Raw genomic sequence first — 16,005 nt, 5'->3', positions numbered from 1 at the left:
GCAATGACCCACCAGTGGCGCGGAATCATCGAGGAGTACCGGGACCGGCTGCCCGTCTCCGACACCACGCCGGTCGTGACGCTCCGCGAGGGCGGCACGCCCCTCGTGCCCGCGCAGGTGCTCTCCGAGCGCACGGGCTGCGAGGTCCACCTGAAGGTGGAGGGCGCGAACCCGACCGGGTCCTTCAAGGACCGCGGCATGACCATGGCCATCAGCAAGGCCAAGGAGGAGGGCGCGCAGGCCGTCATCTGCGCCTCCACGGGCAACACGTCCGCCTCCGCAGCCGCCTACGCCGTGCGCGCCGGGATGGTCTCCGCCGTGCTGGTGCCCCGCGGCAAGATCGCGCTCGGCAAGATGGGCCAGGCCCTCGTGCACGGCGCGAAGATCCTCCAGGTCGACGGCAACTTCGACGACTGCCTCACCCTCGCCCGCAAGCTGAGCGAGAACTATCCGGTGGCGCTGGTCAATTCGGTCAACCCGGTGCGCATCGAGGGCCAGAAGACGGCCTCCTTCGAGATCGTGGACATGCTCGGCGACGCGCCCGACATCCACGTCCTGCCGGTCGGCAACGCGGGCAACATCACCGCGTACTGGAAGGGGTACAAGGAGTACGCCGCCGACGGCATCTCCACCGGGACGCCCCGCATGTGGGGTTTCCAGGCCTCCGGCAGCGCCCCGATCGTGCGCGGCGAGATCGTCAAGGACCCCTCGACCATCGCCACCGCGATCCGCATCGGCAACCCCGCCTCGTGGCAGTTCGCGCTCGCGGCCCGGGACGAGTCGGGTGGCTTCATCGACGAGGTGACGGACCGTGAGATCCTGCGCGCCTACCGGCTGTTGGCCGCGCAGGAGGGTGTCTTCGTGGAGCCCGCCTCGGCTGCTTCGGTCGCCGGTCTGCTGAAGGCCGCCGAGCAGGGCAAGGTCGATCCGGGCCAGCGCATCGTCTGCACGGTCACCGGAAACGGCCTGAAGGACCCCGACTGGGCCGTCGCCGGCGCCCCGCAGCCGGTCACCGTGCCGGTCGACGCGGCCGCCGCGGCCGAGCGGCTCGGCCTCGCCTAGAAGACCAGCAGAGAACAGCAGCAGAGAACAACAGGGCACCACCGAGGGCGTCCCGGGCAGGGAACTCCCTACCGAGGGGGCACAGGGGGCTTACGACACGCATCGTGCGCCTCCTGTGCGCCCTATGTCGCCACAGAACCTTCCTTCGATAGGCTGTACCGAACCCGCCCGCTGCATATGCCTCCGCATATGGCGCGGTGCCGCGCCGTCTCCACGGCCCGAGGGTCCCCCAATTACCTATCGAATGTCATTCGACCATCACGCAGCTCAAGGAGAGTCATCGAGCGATGGCCGGTCCAGCGTTCCGCGCCGCCGCCGTCAGGGTGCGCGTCCCCGCCACCAGCGCCAACATCGGCCCGGGCTTCGACGCCCTGGGCCTCGCGCTGGGGCTCTACGACGACGTCGTCGTCCGGGTGGCCGACTCCGGGCTGCACATCGACATCGCGGGAGAGGGCAGCGAGACGCTGCCGCGTGACGAGAGTCATCTCCTCGTACGCTCCCTGCGCACCGCCTTCGACCTGCTGGGCGGACAGCCCCGCGGCCTGGAGATCGTGTGCGCCAACCGCATCCCGCACGGCCGCGGCCTCGGCTCCTCCTCCGCCGCCATCTGCGCCGGCATCGTCGCCGCGCGTGCCGTGACCATAGGCGGCGAGGCCAGACTCGACGACGCGGCGCTGCTCGAGCTCGCGACCGAGATCGAGGGCCACCCCGACAACGTCGCGGCCTGCCTGCTCGGCGGCTTCACGCTCTCCTGGATGGAGTCCGGCGCCGCCCGGGCGATCAGGATGGAGCCCGGTGATTCCATCGTTCCGGTGGTTTTCGTGCCCGGGAAGCCGGTCCTGACCGAGACCGCGCGCGGACTGCTCCCGCGCACCGTGCCGCACGTCGACGCCGCCACCAACGCGGGCCGTGCCGCGCTGCTCGTCGAGGCCCTCACCCGGCGCCCCGAGCTGCTGCTGCCGGCCACCGAGGACCGTCTGCACCAGGAGTACCGCGCCCCCGCGATGCCGGAGAGCGCGGCACTGGTGGAGCGGCTGCGCGCCGACGGCATCCCGGCCGTGATCTCCGGCGCCGGACCCACCGTGATGGCGCTCGCCGACGCCGGCAGCGCCGAAAAGGTGCAGGCCCTGGCCGGTAGGGACTGGGCCGCCAACCGGCTCGACCTGGACCTTCAGGGAGCGAGCGTGCTGCCGCTCGCGCCCTCCAATGACATGTGACGCGCACGATTGCCGGATTTGGAGAGGGGGAATGTTTGTTGGATCCGGTAGTGTTAACCTCAAGTCTGCACCCGACCCCACCATGGCGAGGTGCTTCGTGTCCCCGTCCGGGACAGACATTCTTCCGGGAGTCTCCCAAGCCATTCAGCGTTCTGTATGACGTACCTGGGCAGTACGCCGTACCCGGGCACTGAGAGGGCCGCTGGGCACGCTCCGGAACAGGTGCTACCACGCCACGTGACACCGGGTGCCACGGCTCGTCGGAAGCGCCGTCACCAGATATTTCTTCCGCCGTATTGGCGGACCACCGCCCCGGCACGGTCCACACAAGCAAGGACCGAAAGCCGGACAGCACAACCGGTCGCCGAGCCAGACAGGCCGACGTCCGCTCCAGGGAAGGACCCTTCGTGAGCGACACCACCGATCTGATGGGCGCACGTGTCGAGGAGACCGCTGCCGCGCCCGCCACGGACGCCTCCGCGCCTGCCTCCGGTGCCGGCTCCCGGCGGCGCCGCGGTACCGGCCTCGAGGGCATGGTGCTGGCCGAGCTTCAGCAGGTCGCATCCGGCCTCGGCATCAGGGGCACCGCGCGGATGCGCAAGAGCCAGCTGATCGAGGTCATCAAGGAGGCGCAGGCCGGAGGCGGAGCCCCCGCCAAGGCCGAGACCGCCACCGAGACCAAGCCGAAGCGCCGGGCCACCTCCAAGGCCCGTACGGGTGACGAGGCCGCCGAGAAGAAGGCGGAGCAGGCCGCCGAGGCCCCCGCCGAGAAGGCCGTGGCCCAGCAGCAGATCGAGATCCCCGGCCAGCCGGCCGGCCGCGCGGGCGAGGCCGAGCGCGACGGGGACGACGCCCCGGCCGAGCGCCGCCGCCGCCGGGCCACCGCCGAGGCCGGCACCCCCACCGCCACCGGCGCCGAGACCATCGCCGCCGAGGCGCGGACCGAGCCGAAGGCCGAGACGCCCGCGCAGCAGCAGGGCGACGCCCGGTCCGACGCCGGTGACGACGGCCGTGGCCGCCGCGACCGCCGTGACCGCGGCCGGGACCGCGACCGCCGCAACAAGGGCGACGAGCAGCAGGGCGGCGGCCAGGGCGGACGCCAGGACCGCCAGGACCGTCAGCAGGACCGCCAGGACCGTCAGCAGGACCGGCAGGACCGTCAGCAGCAGCCCCAGCAGCAGGGCGGCGGCCGTCAGGACCGCAACATCGGCCCGCAGGACGACGACGAGTTCGGTGACGGACGCCGTGGCCGTCGTGGCCGCTACCGCGACCGCCGTGGCCGCCGCGGGCGTGACGAGATCGGCGGCGCCGAGCCGCAGGTCGCCGACGACGACGTCCTGATCCCCGTCGCGGGCATCCTCGACATCCTCGACAACTACGCGTTCATCCGGACCTCCGGCTACCTGCCCGGTCCGAACGACGTGTACGTCTCCCTCGCCCAGGTCCGCAAGAACGGCCTGCGCAAGGGCGACCACCTCACCGGCGCGGTCCGCCAGCCCAAGGAGGGCGAGCGGCGCGAGAAGTTCAACGCGCTGGTCCGCCTCGACTCCGTCAACGGCATGGCACCCGAACACGGCCGTGGCCGCCCGGAGTTCAACAAGCTGACCCCGCTCTACCCGCAGGACCGGCTCCGCCTGGAGACGGACCCGGGCATCCTCACCACCCGCATCATCGACCTCGTCGCGCCGATCGGTAAGGGCCAGCGCGGTCTGATCGTGGCCCCGCCGAAGACCGGCAAGACCATGATCATGCAGGCGATCGCCAACGCGATCACGCACAACAACCCCGAGTGCCACCTGATGGTCGTCCTGGTCGACGAGCGTCCGGAAGAGGTCACCGACATGCAGCGGTCGGTCAAGGGCGAGGTCATCTCCTCGACCTTCGACCGCCCGGCCGAGGACCACACCACGGTCGCCGAACTGGCGATCGAGCGTGCCAAGCGCCTGGTGGAGCTGGGCCACGACGTCGTCGTGCTGCTCGACTCGATCACGCGTCTGGGCCGTGCGTACAACCTCGCGGCGCCGGCCTCCGGCCGCATCCTGTCCGGTGGTGTCGACTCGACCGCCCTGTACCCGCCGAAGCGCTTCTTCGGTGCGGCCCGCAACATCGAGGACGGCGGCTCGCTGACCATCCTCGCCACCGCCCTGGTGGACACCGGGTCCCGCATGGACGAGGTCATCTTCGAGGAGTTCAAGGGCACCGGCAACGCCGAGCTGAAGCTCGACCGGAAGCTCGCCGACAAGCGGATCTTCCCGGCGGTGGACGTGGACGCGTCCGGCACCCGTAAGGAAGAGATCCTGCTCGGCAACGAGGAGCTGGCGGTCGTCTGGAAGCTGCGGCGCGTGCTGCACGCGCTGGACCAGCAGCAGGCGATCGAGCTGCTGCTCGACAAGATGAAGCAGACGAAGTCGAACGTCGAGTTCCTGATGCAGATTCAGAAGACGACGCCGACGCCCGGTAACGGCGACTGACGGTCGTCCTTCGGCCGCGGGTGGTTCGTGGCCGGTCGCGCAGTTCCCCGCGCCCCTTCGGGGCGTGTCCAGGAACCGCCTCCTGCAATGCGCAGGGGGCGGTTCCTTGCGTTTTCCTCCCCGGTGTACGATCGCGCCCTTCGGTCAATTGACCGAATCATGAACTCCTGATCCCGAGGGGGGACTTAGGTGGGTACACCCATGTCCGGGAGCGGTCGTCACAGACGTCGGATACGTCTCGCGCTGCCCGTCGCGGCGGCCGGTGTCGCCGCGGCCGTCGCCGCCGCACTGATCTCGACCTCCGCCAGCGCGGCCACCCAGCCGACGCCCACGGTCAAGCCGTCCGTCAGCGCGCCGTCGCAGGCCACGCTGAACAAGCGCCTCGCCGGTGCCGTGGCCGCCGACAGCAGCTGGGCGACGCCGAAGACGACGTCCAAGACGGGCTCCAGCGGCACCGCCGTCTCGCCGAAGATCATCGGTGGTGGCACGACCACCATCTCCACGGCGCCCTGGATGGCCCAGCTCTGGTACCAGGACACGGCCGACGACATCAACTTCTTCTGCGGCGGTTCGGTCGTCTCGCCGACGAAGATCCTCACCGCCGCGCACTGCGTCAAGGACGAGAACGGCAAGGCCTACAACTGGAAGGCCTACGGCGTCGTCGTCACCGGCACCGCCTCGCTGCCCACCAGCAACAGCGACGGCACCGACGTCGACCTGCACGGCGGCACCGTCAGCGGCGTCCTGCGCCAGTGGAACAACCCGTCGTACAGCCCGTCGACCATCAACAACGACGTCGCCGTGCTGACCCTGGCCGCGCCGGTCAAGGCCACGCCGATCAAGCTGACGACCAGCACCGACACGACCTCCTACAAGGCCGGCACCAGCGCCAAGGTCTACGGCTGGGGCCGTACCAGCTCCACCTCGGACGACATCTCCGAGACCCTGAAGACGGCCACCCTGCCGATGCAGTCCGACAGCACCTGCTCGGGCTACTTCGGCAGCCTGTTCGTCAAGGGCCACATGGTCTGCGCGGGCAAGCCCGCCACCGGCTCCGACACCGGCTCCACGGCCACCTGCAACGGTGACTCCGGCGGCCCGCTGGTCGTCGGCGGCCGGATCGTCGGCGTGGTCTCCTGGGGCGTCACGCAGGACGGCGTCGAGTGTGTCGTGCAGGGCTCCTACAGCGTCTTCACGAAGGTCAGCACCTACGTCGGTGCCGTCTACGCGCAGATCGCCGACACGAACCTGAGCTACACCGACGGCAAGGCCGATCTCTTCGCCCGCAAGTCGTCGAGCAAGGTCGGCTACGAGCTGGACTCCAAGGGCACCTCGCTCGCCTCCCGGCTCTCCTGGGGCGACTGGAGCGGCGTCAACGTCATCCTCCAGGCCGACCTCGACCGGGACGGCTTCCAGGACCTCGTCTACCGGGTGGCCTCCACGGGTGACATCTACTGGGACCACTTCGTGCTGAACAGCGACCAGACCAGCGGTTCCTGGGCCACGAAGAAGATCTTCACCAACTGGAAGACCCGCAAGGCCGTCGTGATCCCCGGTGACCTCACCGGCGACTACCTGCCGGACGTCCTCTCGGAGGACTCCAGCGGCGTGCTGTGGCTGTACCCGGGCAAGGGCAACGGCACCTTCGCCGCCCGCGTCAAGATCGGCGGCGGCTGGAGCCAGTACAACCAGCTGCGCGGCGTCGGCGACTTCAACGGCGACGGCAAGGCCGACCTGCTGGCCCGCAAGAGCAGCGGCGGCGACCTGTACCTGTACAAGGGCACCGGCAAGTCCGGCACCGGCCTCTTCTCGGCCCGCGTGAAGGTCCGCACCGGCTGGACCGGCTTCAACACCCTCGCCGCGGTCGGCGACCTGACCGGCGACGGCAAGGCCGACTTCCTGGCCCGGACCACCGGCGGCACGCTGTACCTGTACCCGGGTACCGGCAAGGCGACCACTGAGATCTTCGGCACAAGGAAGTCTCTCGGTACCGGTTTCCAGCAGTACGACATCTTCGGCTGACATGGCTGGTGGGCGGGGGTTCGCCCCACTTGCCCCGTGACTTCCGATCACCCGGTGTGCCCATCGCTCCACGCGGTGGGCACACTGCGTTGTGCAACCCTTTCCCGAGTTTCGCCGTCTGACCAGGCGGAGCGACGATGGTCCGGATACGTGCCGATGGTCCTGGTACGCCGGGCCTGACCCTGAAAGCAGGGGGTAACCGAGCAGTCGTACGAGAACAGAGGAGCCCATGTCCGCCGAGAGCACGCCAGGTCCCGACATATCCGGTCCCGGTACGAAGGCCGGCAGCCACCGCAGGCGCCGCGGCGCGGGCCGCAGGGCGCTGCTCGTCACGGCCTGGACGGCGGCCGGCATCCTCGTCCTCGGCGGCGCCGGCGTCGGCTACCTGTACTTCAAGCTCAACGGCAACCTCAAGACCGTCGACATCAACCAGATGCTCGGCGGCGACCGGCCCACCAAGGTCGACAACGGCTCCGAGAACATCCTGGTCCTCGGCTCCGACACGCGGTCCGGCGCCAACAGGAAGCTCGGCGGCGGCGCGGACGACGGCAGCGCCCGCTCCGACACGGCGATGATCGTCCACGTCTACAAGGGCCACAGGAAGGCCGCCGTGGTCTCCGTCCCCCGGGACACCCTGATCGACCGCCCCGCCTGCACCGAAGCGCAGGGCACCAGCCACGCCGCCGCGACCGGCGTGATGTTCAACTCCGCGTACTCCACGGGCGGCGCGGCCTGTGCGGTCAAGACCGTCGAGTCGATGACCGGCATCCGGATGGACCACTACCTGGAGGTCGACTTCTCCGGCTTCCAGAAGCTCATCGACGAGCTCGGCGGCGTCCAGGTCACCACGACGAAGGCCATCGACGACCCGGAGAGCCACCTCGACCTCAAGGCCGGCACCCACACGCTCGACGGCAAGCAGGCCCTGGGCCTCGTCCGCACCCGGCACGGCGTCGGCGACGGCTCCGACCTGGGCCGCATCCAGCTCCAGCAGGCGTTCATCAAGGCCCTCGTCAACCAGATCAAGCAGGTGGGCGTCCTCACCAGCCCCACGAAGCTGTACGACCTGGCCGACACCGCGACGAAGACGGTCACCACCGACTCCGACCTCGGCTCGGTGAACTCCCTGATCGACTTCGCGAACGGGCTGAAGTCCGTCAGCGCGAAGAACATGCGCATGGTGACGATGCCGGTCGAGTACGACCCGGCGAACCCGAACAGGGTGATCGTGGCCGAGGCGAAGGCCAAGCTGGTCTGGAAGGCGCTGGAGAGCGACAAGCCGATTCCGGCGTCGGCCACGAAGGGGACGGCGACCGGGCAGGCCAAGGGCGTCGTGACGTCGTAGTCCGGGTGAGGGCCGGTGGGGGCTTGTCGCGCAGTTCCCCGCGCCCCTTCAGGTGGGACCAGCACGGCTTGCTCAGGGGCGCGGGGAACTGCGCGAACAGCCCCCACGCGGCCGCGGGGAATAGATCACCGGAGCCCCCGGTTTTGGGCAATGCGCCCAGCCCTGGCAGACTGGTACGTCGGTCCCGGTTCACGCCCCGCAAACCCGCGAAGGCGACCCGGTGCCCTCCCGAAATCTAGGAGAATCCCTTGAAGCGCGACATCCACCCCGAGTACGTCGAGACGCAGGTCAGCTGCACCTGTGGCGCGTCGTTCACGACTCGTAGCACCATCACCAGCGGCACCATCCGTGCCGAGGTCTGCTCCGAGTGCCACCCGTTCTACACGGGCAAGCAGAAGATCCTCGACACCGGTGGCCGCGTGGCCCGCTTCGAGGCCCGCTTCGGCAAGGCTGCCGCCGGCTCCAAGAAGTAGCGAGCCCTCTTTCGCCGGTCCACGGCCACGCCCCTGCGAGGGCGTGCCCGGGACCGGCGTTTTTGGTCGCCCGCCTTCCCTTCCCACGCCGTAGCAGTATCAGGAGCCAAAAATGTTCGAGGCCGTCGAGGAACTCGTCGTCGAGCACGCAGACCTGGAGAAGAAGCTCGCCGACCCGTCGGTCCACGCCGACCAGGCCAACGCGCGCAAGCTGAACAAGCGCTACGCCGAGCTCACCCCGATCGTCGCCACGTTCCGCTCCTGGAAGCAGACCGGCGACGACATCGAGACCGCGCGTGAACTGGCCGCCGACGACCCCGACTTCGCCGCCGAGGTCAAGGAGCTGGACAAGCAGCGCGACGAGCTCACCGAGAAGCTGCGCCTGCTCCTCGTGCCCCGGGACCCGTCCGACGACAAGGACGTGATCCTGGAGATCAAGGCCGGTGCGGGTGGTGACGAGTCGGCGCTGTTCGCCGGTGACCTGCTGCGCATGTACCTGCGGTACGCGGAGCGCGTCGGCTGGAAGACCGAGATCATCGACTCCACCGAGTCCGAGCTCGGCGGCTACAAGGACGTCCAGGTCGCCGTGAAGACCAAGGGCGGCCAGGGCGCCACCGAGCCCGGCCAGGGTGTCTGGGCGCGGCTGAAGTACGAGGGCGGCGTGCACCGCGTGCAGCGCGTGCCGGCCACCGAGTCGCAGGGCCGGATCCACACCTCCGCCGCCGGTGTGCTCGTCACGCCGGAGGCCGAGGAGGTCGACGTCGAGATCAACCCGAACGACCTCCGCATCGACGTCTACCGGTCCTCCGGGCCCGGCGGGCAGTCCGTCAACACCACCGACTCCGCCGTGCGCATCACGCACATCCCCACCGGAGTCGTCGCCTCCTGCCAGAACGAGAAGAGCCAGCTGCAGAACAAGGAGCAGGCCTTGCGTATCCTGCGCTCCAGGCTGCTCGCCGCGGCGCAGGAGGAGGCGGAGAAGGAGGCCGCCGACGCCCGTCGCAGCCAGGTTCGCACCGTCGACCGCTCCGAGAAGATCCGCACGTACAACTTCCCGGAGAACCGCATCTCGGACCACCGCGTGGGCTTCAAGTCGTACAACCTGGACCAGGTCCTGGACGGCGACCTCGACGCGGTGATCCAGGCCTGCGTCGACGCGGACTCGGCCGCCAGGCTCGCGGCCGCGTAAGACCGTACGCACGTACGAGTTACAACACGGAGGACCAGCGTGAACCTGCTGCTCGCGGAGGTGGCCCAGGCCACCCAGCGGCTGGCCGACGCCGGCGTGCCCTCGCCGCGCAACGACGCGGAGGAGCTCGCCGCGTTCGTGCACGGCGTGAAGCGGGGCGCGCTGCACTCCGTCAAGGACTCCGACTTCGACGCCCGCTACTGGGAGGTCATCGCCCGCCGGGAGCAGCGCGAGCCGCTCCAGCACATCACCGGGCGGGCGTACTTCCGGTACCTCGAACTCCAGGTGGGGCCGGGCGTGTTCGTGCCGAGGCCCGAGACCGAGTCGGTGGTCGGCTGGGCCATAGACGCGGTGCGCGCGATGGACGTGGTCGAGCCGCGCATCGTCGACCTGTGCACCGGTTCCGGCGCCATCGCGCTCGCCCTCGCCCAGGAGGTCCCGCGCTCGCGCGTGCACGCCGTGGAGCTGTCCGAGGAGGCGCTCCAGTGGACCCGCAAGAACATGGCGGACTCCAGGGTCGACCTGCGCCAGGGCGACGCCCTGGACGCCTTCCACGACCTCGACGGCCATGTCGACCTGGTCATCTCGAACCCTCCGTACATCCCGCTCACCGAGTGGGAGTACGTCGCCCCCGAGGCCCGCGACTACGACCCGGAGCTGGCCCTGTTCTCCGGCGAGGACGGCCTGGACCTGATCCGGGGCATCGAACGCACCGCGCACCGGCTGCTGCGCCCCGGCGGTGTTGTCGTCATCGAGCACGCCGACACCCAGGGCGGCCAGGTGCCGTGGATCTTCACCGAGGAGCGGGGCTGGGCCGACGCGGCCGACCACCCGGACCTCAACAGGCGCCCCCGCTTCGCGACCGCCCGCAAGGCGCTGCCGTGAGCACCCCGCAGGCAGTGTTTTCCGAAGTCCAGATGTACGTGTACGAGGAGGCCCGCTAGACATGGCACGGCGATACGACACCAACGACGCGACCGACCGCGTGACGGGTCTGCGCGAGGCCGCGTCCGCCGTCCGCCGGGGCGAACTGGTGGTGCTGCCGACGGACACGGTCTACGGCATCGGCGCCGACGCGTTCACCTCGGAGGCGGTCGCCGACCTCCTCGACGCCAAGGGCCGGGGCCGCAACATGCCCACCCCCGTGCTGATCGGCTCCCCGAACACGCTCCACGGCCTCGTCACCGACTTCTCCGAGCTGGCCTGGGAGCTGGTCGACGCGTTCTGGCCGGGCGCGCTCACCCTGGTCGCCAGGCACCAGCCGTCCCTCCAGTGGGACCTGGGGGACACCAGGGGCACGGTGGCCGTCCGGATGCCCCTGCACCCGGTCGCCATCGAGCTGCTCACCGAGGTCGGCCCGATGGCCGTCTCCTCCGCCAACCTCACAGGACACCCGTCCCCGGAGACCTGTGACGCCGCCCAGGAGATGCTCGGCGACTCCGTCTCCGTGTACCTCGACGGCGGTCCGACCCCCGGCAACGTCCCCTCGTCGATCGTCGACGTCACCCGCGAAGTTCCGTTGCTGCTGCGCGCGGGCGCGATCTCGGCGGAGGAGCTGCGGAAGGTCGTACCCGACCTTGAGGTGGCGAATTGACAGCCCCTGACGCGGGGCGTGGCATAGGCAACGGGGAAAGCGCGGCGGAGATCACGACGACGTTCGTGGGGCTGCCACGCGACAGCTTCCGCATCCTCCACGTCAGCACCGGCAACGTGTGCCGCTCGCCGATCACCGAGCGGCTGACCCGTCATCTCGTGACGGACCGGCTCGGCGCCTTCCTCGGCGGCGGGCTGGTCGTGGAGAGCGCGGGTACCTGGGGCCATGAGGGCGCGCCCATGGAGGCCAACGCGGAGGCCGTCCTCGCCGACTACGGGGCGGACGCCTCCGGGTTCGTGGGCCGCGAGCTGCTCGACGAGCACGTGATCCGGGCCGACCTGGTCCTGACCGCGACCCGCGACCACCGCCAGCAGGTCATCTCCATGGGCCACTCCGCGGGCCTGCGCACCTTCACGCTGAAGGAGTTCACCCGGCTGGTCCGCGCGATCGATCCGGCGACGCTGCCGCCGACGTCGGAAGGCGTGGTCGTGCGCGCCCGCGCGCTGGTCCGCGCGGCCGCGGCCCTCCGCGGCTGGCTCCTGGCACCCACGGCCGAGGCGGACGAGGTCTACGACCCCTACGGCGCCCCGCTGCCGTTCTTCCAGTCCATCGGCGACGAGATACACGAGGCCCTGGACCCGGTGGTCACGGCGCTCACCGGTGTCCCGGCGCGGATGTAGCCCACGTTCCTGACCCAGGCACCCGGCGCTGCCGGCCGTGCCCACCCTCCCCCACGCTCGGCTTCGCTCGCGCGGGGGGACCCCCATCGCCCTGCGGAACGCCTGCCCACGGCGGTGGCGGCGATGGCGGGGCGGGGGCGAAGCGCCCCGTCAGGGGCGCGGGGAACTGCGCGGGCAGCTCCCGCGCACCCGCGGTCGCGCGACCGCCCGCAAGCACCCGTCCGGGAGCGACAACCCCGGCACCGCATCTGGACGCACAAACCGCGCATCCGCACCACACCGGGCCTACATTGGACATACCTCACCCCCGACCGCCCGGAGCCCCTCATGTCGGTCACCCCTGCCCTCGTCGAGGGCGATCTGTTGCGGCGGCAGGATCCGGAGCTGGCCGAGATCCTGCTGGGGGAGCTGGCCCGGCAGTCGACGTCGTTGCAGCTGATCGCCGCCGAGAACTTCACCTCGCCGGCCGTGTTGGCCGCGCTGGGGTCGCCGCTCGCCAACAAGTACGCCGAGGGGTATCCGGGCACCCGGTACCACGGCGGCTGCGAGATCGTGGACGTGGCCGAGCGGCTCGCCGTCGACCGGGCGAAGGCGCTGTTCGGCGCCGCGCACGCGAACGTGCAGTCCCATTCGGGCTCGTCGGCCGTACTCGCCGCGTACGCGGCCCTGCTCCGGCCCGGGGACACCGTGCTGGCCCTCGGACTGCCCGACGGCGGTCACCTCACGCACGGCTCGCCGGCGAACTTCTCCGGCCGCTGGTTCGACTTCGTCGGCTACGGCGTGGACGCCGAGAGCGGGCTCATCGACCACGACCAGGTGCGGACGCTGGCCCGCGGCCACCGGCCCAAGGCGATCGTGTGCGGGTCCATCTCCTACCCCCGGCACATCGACTACGCCTTCTTCCGCGAGGTCGCCGACGAGGTGGGTGCCTATCTGATCGCCGACGCCGCGCACCCCATCGGGCTCGTCGCCGGGGGAGCGGCGCCGAACCCGGTGCCGTACGCGGACGTCGTGTGCGCGACCACGCACAAGGTGCTGCGCGGGCCGCGCGGCGGGATGCTGCTGTGCGGTGCGCCGGAGCTGGCCGAGCGGCTCGACCGGGCCGTGTTCCCGTTCACCCAGGGCGGCGCGCAGATGAACGCCATCGCCGCGAAGGCGGTCGCGTTCGGCGAGGCCGCAACACCCGCGTTCACCGCGTACGCCCATCAGGTGGTCGCCAACGCGAGGGTGCTCGCGGCCGGGCTGGCGCAGGCGGGGCTGGCCGTCACCACCGGGGGCACGGACACGCACCTGATCACCGTCGACCCCGCACCGCTCGGCGTCGAGGGGAAGGCCGCCAGGGGGCGGCTCGCGGCCGCCGGGATCGTGCTGGACTGCTGTGCCCTGCCGCACGGCGACGCGCGGGGGCTGCGTCTCGGCACCGCCGCCGTCACCACGCAGGGCATGGGGGAGACGGAGATGACCCGGATCGCGGCGCTGCTGGCGGGTGTGGTGACCGGTGTCACGGACGCGGGGAGGGCGCGTGACGAGGTGCGTGAGCTCACCGGTAGATTTCCGCCGTATCCCGGGTGAGACGGGGTAGGCGCAGCGTCGTGCACCCGGTCGTACGCCCGGCTCACAGCCTTGCGTGCAACCATCGTCGCTACCCGGAAGTCCCCATACATATGCGTCCCTCGCTAGGGTGTGGGGCTGTGATGGCCAGCGAGACATGTGGGGAAGCCTGTGCGTGAATACCTGCTGACGCTCTGCATCACGGCCGCGGTGACGTACCTGCTGACAGGGCCGGTGCGGAAGTTCGCGATCGTGGCGGGGGCCATGCCGGAGATCCGGGCACGTGACGTGCACCGGGAGCCCACTCCGCGGCTCGGCGGGATCGCGATGTTCTTCGGCCTGTGCGCGGGTCTGCTCGTCGCCGACCACATGTCCAACCTCAGCGAGGTCTTCGAGAAGTCCAACGAGCCGCGGGCGCTGCTCTCCGGCGCGGCCCTGATCTGGCTGATCGGCGTCCTCGACGACAAGTTCGAGATCGACGCGCTGATCAAGCTGGGCGGTCAGATGATCGCCGCGGGCGTCATGGTCATGCAGGGTCTGACGATCCTCTGGCTGCCCATCCCGACCGTCGGCACGGTGGCGCTGACCCCGTGGCAGGGCACCCTGCTCACGGTGGCCCTGGTGGTCATCACCATCAACGCGGTGAACTTCGTCGACGGCCTGGACGGCCTGGCCTCCGGCATGGTCTGCATCGCCGCCGCGGCGTTCTTCATGTACGCCTACCGGATCTGGTACTCGTACGGCATCGAGGCCGCCGCCCCGGCCACCCTGTTCTCGGCGATCCTGATGGGCATGTGCCTGGGCTTCCTGCCGCACAACATGCACCCGGCGCGGATCTTCATGGGCGACTCGGGCTCGATGCTGATCGGCCTGGTGCTGGCCGCGGGCGCGATCTCGGTCACCGGCCAGGTCGACCCGGACGCGATGAACCTGTACGCCGGTTCCGAGCGCAGCGCCGTGCACCAGATGGTGCCGGTCTACATCCCGCTGCTGCTGCCGCTGACCATCATCGCGGTGCCGGCCGCCGACCTGGTGCTGGCGATCGTGCGACGCACCTGGCGCGGCCAGTCGCCGTTCGCGGCGGACCGGGGGCACCTGCACCACCGCCTGCTGGAAGTCGGCCACTCGCACAGCAGGGCCGTGCTGATCATGTACTTCTGGGCGGCCCTGATCGCCTTCGGGGCGCTGGCCTACTCGGTGAACTCCGCGTCCATGTGGATCGTGCTCGGTGTGGTGTTCCTCAGCGCGGTCGGCCTGGGGCTGCTCCTGCTGCCGCGGTTCACCCCGCGCGCCCCGCTGTGGGCGCAGGCCTTCGTGCCGCCCCGCTACCGGCGCCGCGGGACCGTCCTGCCGGCCGAGGAGCCGGCGGCGGCAACCGTCCCGGTCGCGGCGTCCGTCGAACCGGAGGAAGCGGAAGAACCGGAGAAGCCGAGCGACGAGCACCGCTCTCCGGTGACCGCCGGAGCGGCTCCGGTCAACGGCGCGACAGCCGTCGGTCCCCGTTCCCGGTTCCTGGATCGGCGCGCTTCCGAGACCTCCCGCTGACCCCGCCAAGGTAAGAATCTGACTAGAGCATTGCCAAGTCGTGGGGGAGTAAAGCCCCCCAATACCAGACACAACGGGCCGGTTTTCGCTCAGGCGCGCAGGTTCACTCTCATGTGTGACAGCGAGCACACCTACCAGGTAAAGACCTCATCAAATAGTTTGTGATACGGTTCACGAGAACCCCGGACAGAGTCGAAGGACCCGACTGCGACGGTCCGTCAGCGTGAGGTCTTCGACCCTCCGACCGGGACTACGCTCGTCCATGACGACACCTGCCCCCCTGTGAAAGCGGAGTTGCCGCCATGCCGTCCAATGACGCCCGGAACCTGGCCCAGGCCGCCGTACCCACGGCTGCCGCCGGCGTGCTCGCCGCCGTCGTCAGCGGCGTGGTCTCGGGTGGCAAGGGGGCGATCGGGGCGCTCGTCGCGACGGTGATCGTGATCCTCTTCATGGGGATCGGTCTCTACGTCCTGCAGCGCACCGCGAGGTCTTTCCCCCAGCTGTTCCAGATGATGGGCCTGATGCTCTACGCGGCCCAGCTTCTGCTGCTGTTCATCTTCATGGCCGCGTTCAAGAACACGACGCTGTTCAACCCCCGGGCCTTCGCCATCACGCTCGTGGTCGCCACACTCACGTGGATCGCGGCCCAGACCCGCGCCCACATGAAGGCCAAGATCCTCTACGTCGAACCCGACAAGGCCGACAAGGCCGAGAAGACCGGGCATTCCTCGTGAGAGGTAGGGCCGGGATAAAGGCGCACGAGAGATGCTGCTATCGTCCGGTGCCAACTGCGGCATCGCGGGCGCGGGCATCTGAGCTGACGCCTGCTCAATCGCGAGGCGAGATGCCCCTCAGC

13 protein-coding genes are annotated in these 16,005 nt (G+C 70.1%); all 13 read left to right on the top strand.

Annotated features, from left to right (window positions below):
- Positions 1–3 precede the first annotated feature (3 nt).
- The 13 genes from thrC to ACGF5O_RS11190 all read left to right on the top strand — a co-directional run bounded on the left by thrC (position 4) and on the right by ACGF5O_RS11190 (position 15,883).
- Positions 4–1,062, top strand: coding sequence for a threonine synthase (thrC, locus tag ACGF5O_RS11250; RefSeq protein ID WP_393809653.1), 1,059 nt, complete (start codon positions 4–6; stop codon positions 1,060–1,062).
- Positions 1,063–1,349: 287 nt separating this feature from the next.
- Positions 1,350–2,279 carry a homoserine kinase gene (thrB, locus tag ACGF5O_RS11245; protein ID WP_393809652.1) on the top strand — a complete coding sequence of 310 codons (930 nt, stop codon included), beginning with the start codon at positions 1,350–1,352 and terminating at the stop codon, positions 2,277–2,279.
- Between the two features lie 407 nt (positions 2,280–2,686).
- On the top strand, positions 2,687–4,750 hold the full coding sequence (gene rho, locus ACGF5O_RS11240; protein WP_393809651.1) for a transcription termination factor Rho: 2,064 nt from the start codon (positions 2,687–2,689) through the stop codon (positions 4,748–4,750).
- Between the two features lie 201 nt (positions 4,751–4,951).
- Entirely contained in the window at positions 4,952–6,772 is a 1,821-nt protein-coding gene (locus ACGF5O_RS11235) for a trypsin-like serine protease (protein WP_393809650.1), read from the top strand.
- Positions 6,773–7,001: 229 nt separating this feature from the next.
- The gene (locus tag ACGF5O_RS11230) at positions 7,002–8,117 is read left to right on the top strand and encodes an LCP family protein (protein WP_393809649.1); all 1,116 of its coding nucleotides are present in this window, start codon (positions 7,002–7,004) and stop codon (positions 8,115–8,117) included.
- Positions 8,118–8,365: 248 nt separating this feature from the next.
- Entirely contained in the window at positions 8,366–8,590 is a 225-nt protein-coding gene (gene rpmE, locus ACGF5O_RS11225; RefSeq protein WP_062155333.1) for a 50S ribosomal protein L31, read from the top strand.
- Positions 8,591–8,702: 112 nt separating this feature from the next.
- Positions 8,703–9,779, top strand: a complete 1,077-nt coding sequence (prfA, locus tag ACGF5O_RS11220) for a peptide chain release factor 1 (protein ID WP_393809648.1) — start codon at positions 8,703–8,705, stop codon at positions 9,777–9,779.
- A gap of 39 nt (positions 9,780–9,818) precedes the next feature.
- The gene (prmC, locus tag ACGF5O_RS11215; RefSeq protein WP_393809647.1) at positions 9,819–10,664 is read left to right on the top strand and encodes a peptide chain release factor N(5)-glutamine methyltransferase; all 846 of its coding nucleotides are present in this window, start codon (positions 9,819–9,821) and stop codon (positions 10,662–10,664) included.
- A 61-nt stretch (positions 10,665–10,725) separates the two neighbouring features.
- Positions 10,726–11,373, top strand: coding sequence for an L-threonylcarbamoyladenylate synthase (locus ACGF5O_RS11210; protein ID WP_189268510.1), 648 nt, complete (start codon positions 10,726–10,728; stop codon positions 11,371–11,373).
- The gene (locus ACGF5O_RS11205; protein ID WP_393809646.1) at positions 11,370–12,053 is read left to right on the top strand and encodes a protein-tyrosine-phosphatase; all 684 of its coding nucleotides are present in this window, start codon (positions 11,370–11,372) and stop codon (positions 12,051–12,053) included. The genes ACGF5O_RS11210 and ACGF5O_RS11205 overlap by 4 nt, the downstream gene beginning before the upstream one ends.
- A 327-nt stretch (positions 12,054–12,380) precedes the next feature.
- The gene (glyA, locus tag ACGF5O_RS11200; protein ID WP_393809645.1) at positions 12,381–13,625 is read left to right on the top strand and encodes a serine hydroxymethyltransferase; all 1,245 of its coding nucleotides are present in this window, start codon (positions 12,381–12,383) and stop codon (positions 13,623–13,625) included.
- A gap of 150 nt (positions 13,626–13,775) precedes the next feature.
- On the top strand, positions 13,776–15,149 hold the full coding sequence (locus tag ACGF5O_RS11195; protein ID WP_393809644.1) for an MraY family glycosyltransferase: 1,374 nt from the start codon (positions 13,776–13,778) through the stop codon (positions 15,147–15,149).
- A gap of 302 nt (positions 15,150–15,451) precedes the next feature.
- Positions 15,452–15,883, top strand: a complete 432-nt coding sequence (locus tag ACGF5O_RS11190) for a hypothetical protein (protein ID WP_393809643.1) — start codon at positions 15,452–15,454, stop codon at positions 15,881–15,883.
- Positions 15,884–16,005 lie beyond the last annotated feature (122 nt).

This window comes from Streptomyces sp. NPDC048291 (assembly GCF_043201715.1).
Lineage (GTDB): Bacteria > Actinomycetota > Actinomycetes > Streptomycetales > Streptomycetaceae > Streptomyces.
The sequence above is the reverse complement of the archived record's forward strand: the minus strand, read 5'-3'. Positions and strand labels throughout refer to the sequence as shown.

What these genes read in the sequence shown, in the direction of transcription:
- prfA (WP_393809648.1), top strand. Translation starts at nt 8,703, where the DNA reads ATGTTCGAGGCCGTCGAGGAACTCGTCGTCGAGCACGCAGACCTGGAG.
- thrB (WP_393809652.1), top strand. Translation starts at nt 1,350, where the DNA reads ATGGCCGGTCCAGCGTTCCGCGCCGCCGCCGTCAGGGTGCGCGTCCCC.
- glyA (WP_393809645.1), top strand. Translation starts at nt 12,381, where the DNA reads ATGTCGGTCACCCCTGCCCTCGTCGAGGGCGATCTGTTGCGGCGGCAG.
- ACGF5O_RS11210 (WP_189268510.1), top strand. Translation starts at nt 10,726, where the DNA reads ATGGCACGGCGATACGACACCAACGACGCGACCGACCGCGTGACGGGT.
- ACGF5O_RS11235 (WP_393809650.1), top strand. Translation starts at nt 4,952, where the DNA reads ATGTCCGGGAGCGGTCGTCACAGACGTCGGATACGTCTCGCGCTGCCC.
- ACGF5O_RS11190 (WP_393809643.1), top strand. Translation starts at nt 15,452, where the DNA reads ATGCCGTCCAATGACGCCCGGAACCTGGCCCAGGCCGCCGTACCCACG.
- thrC (WP_393809653.1), top strand. Translation starts at nt 4, where the DNA reads ATGACCCACCAGTGGCGCGGAATCATCGAGGAGTACCGGGACCGGCTG.
- ACGF5O_RS11230 (WP_393809649.1), top strand. Translation starts at nt 7,002, where the DNA reads ATGTCCGCCGAGAGCACGCCAGGTCCCGACATATCCGGTCCCGGTACG.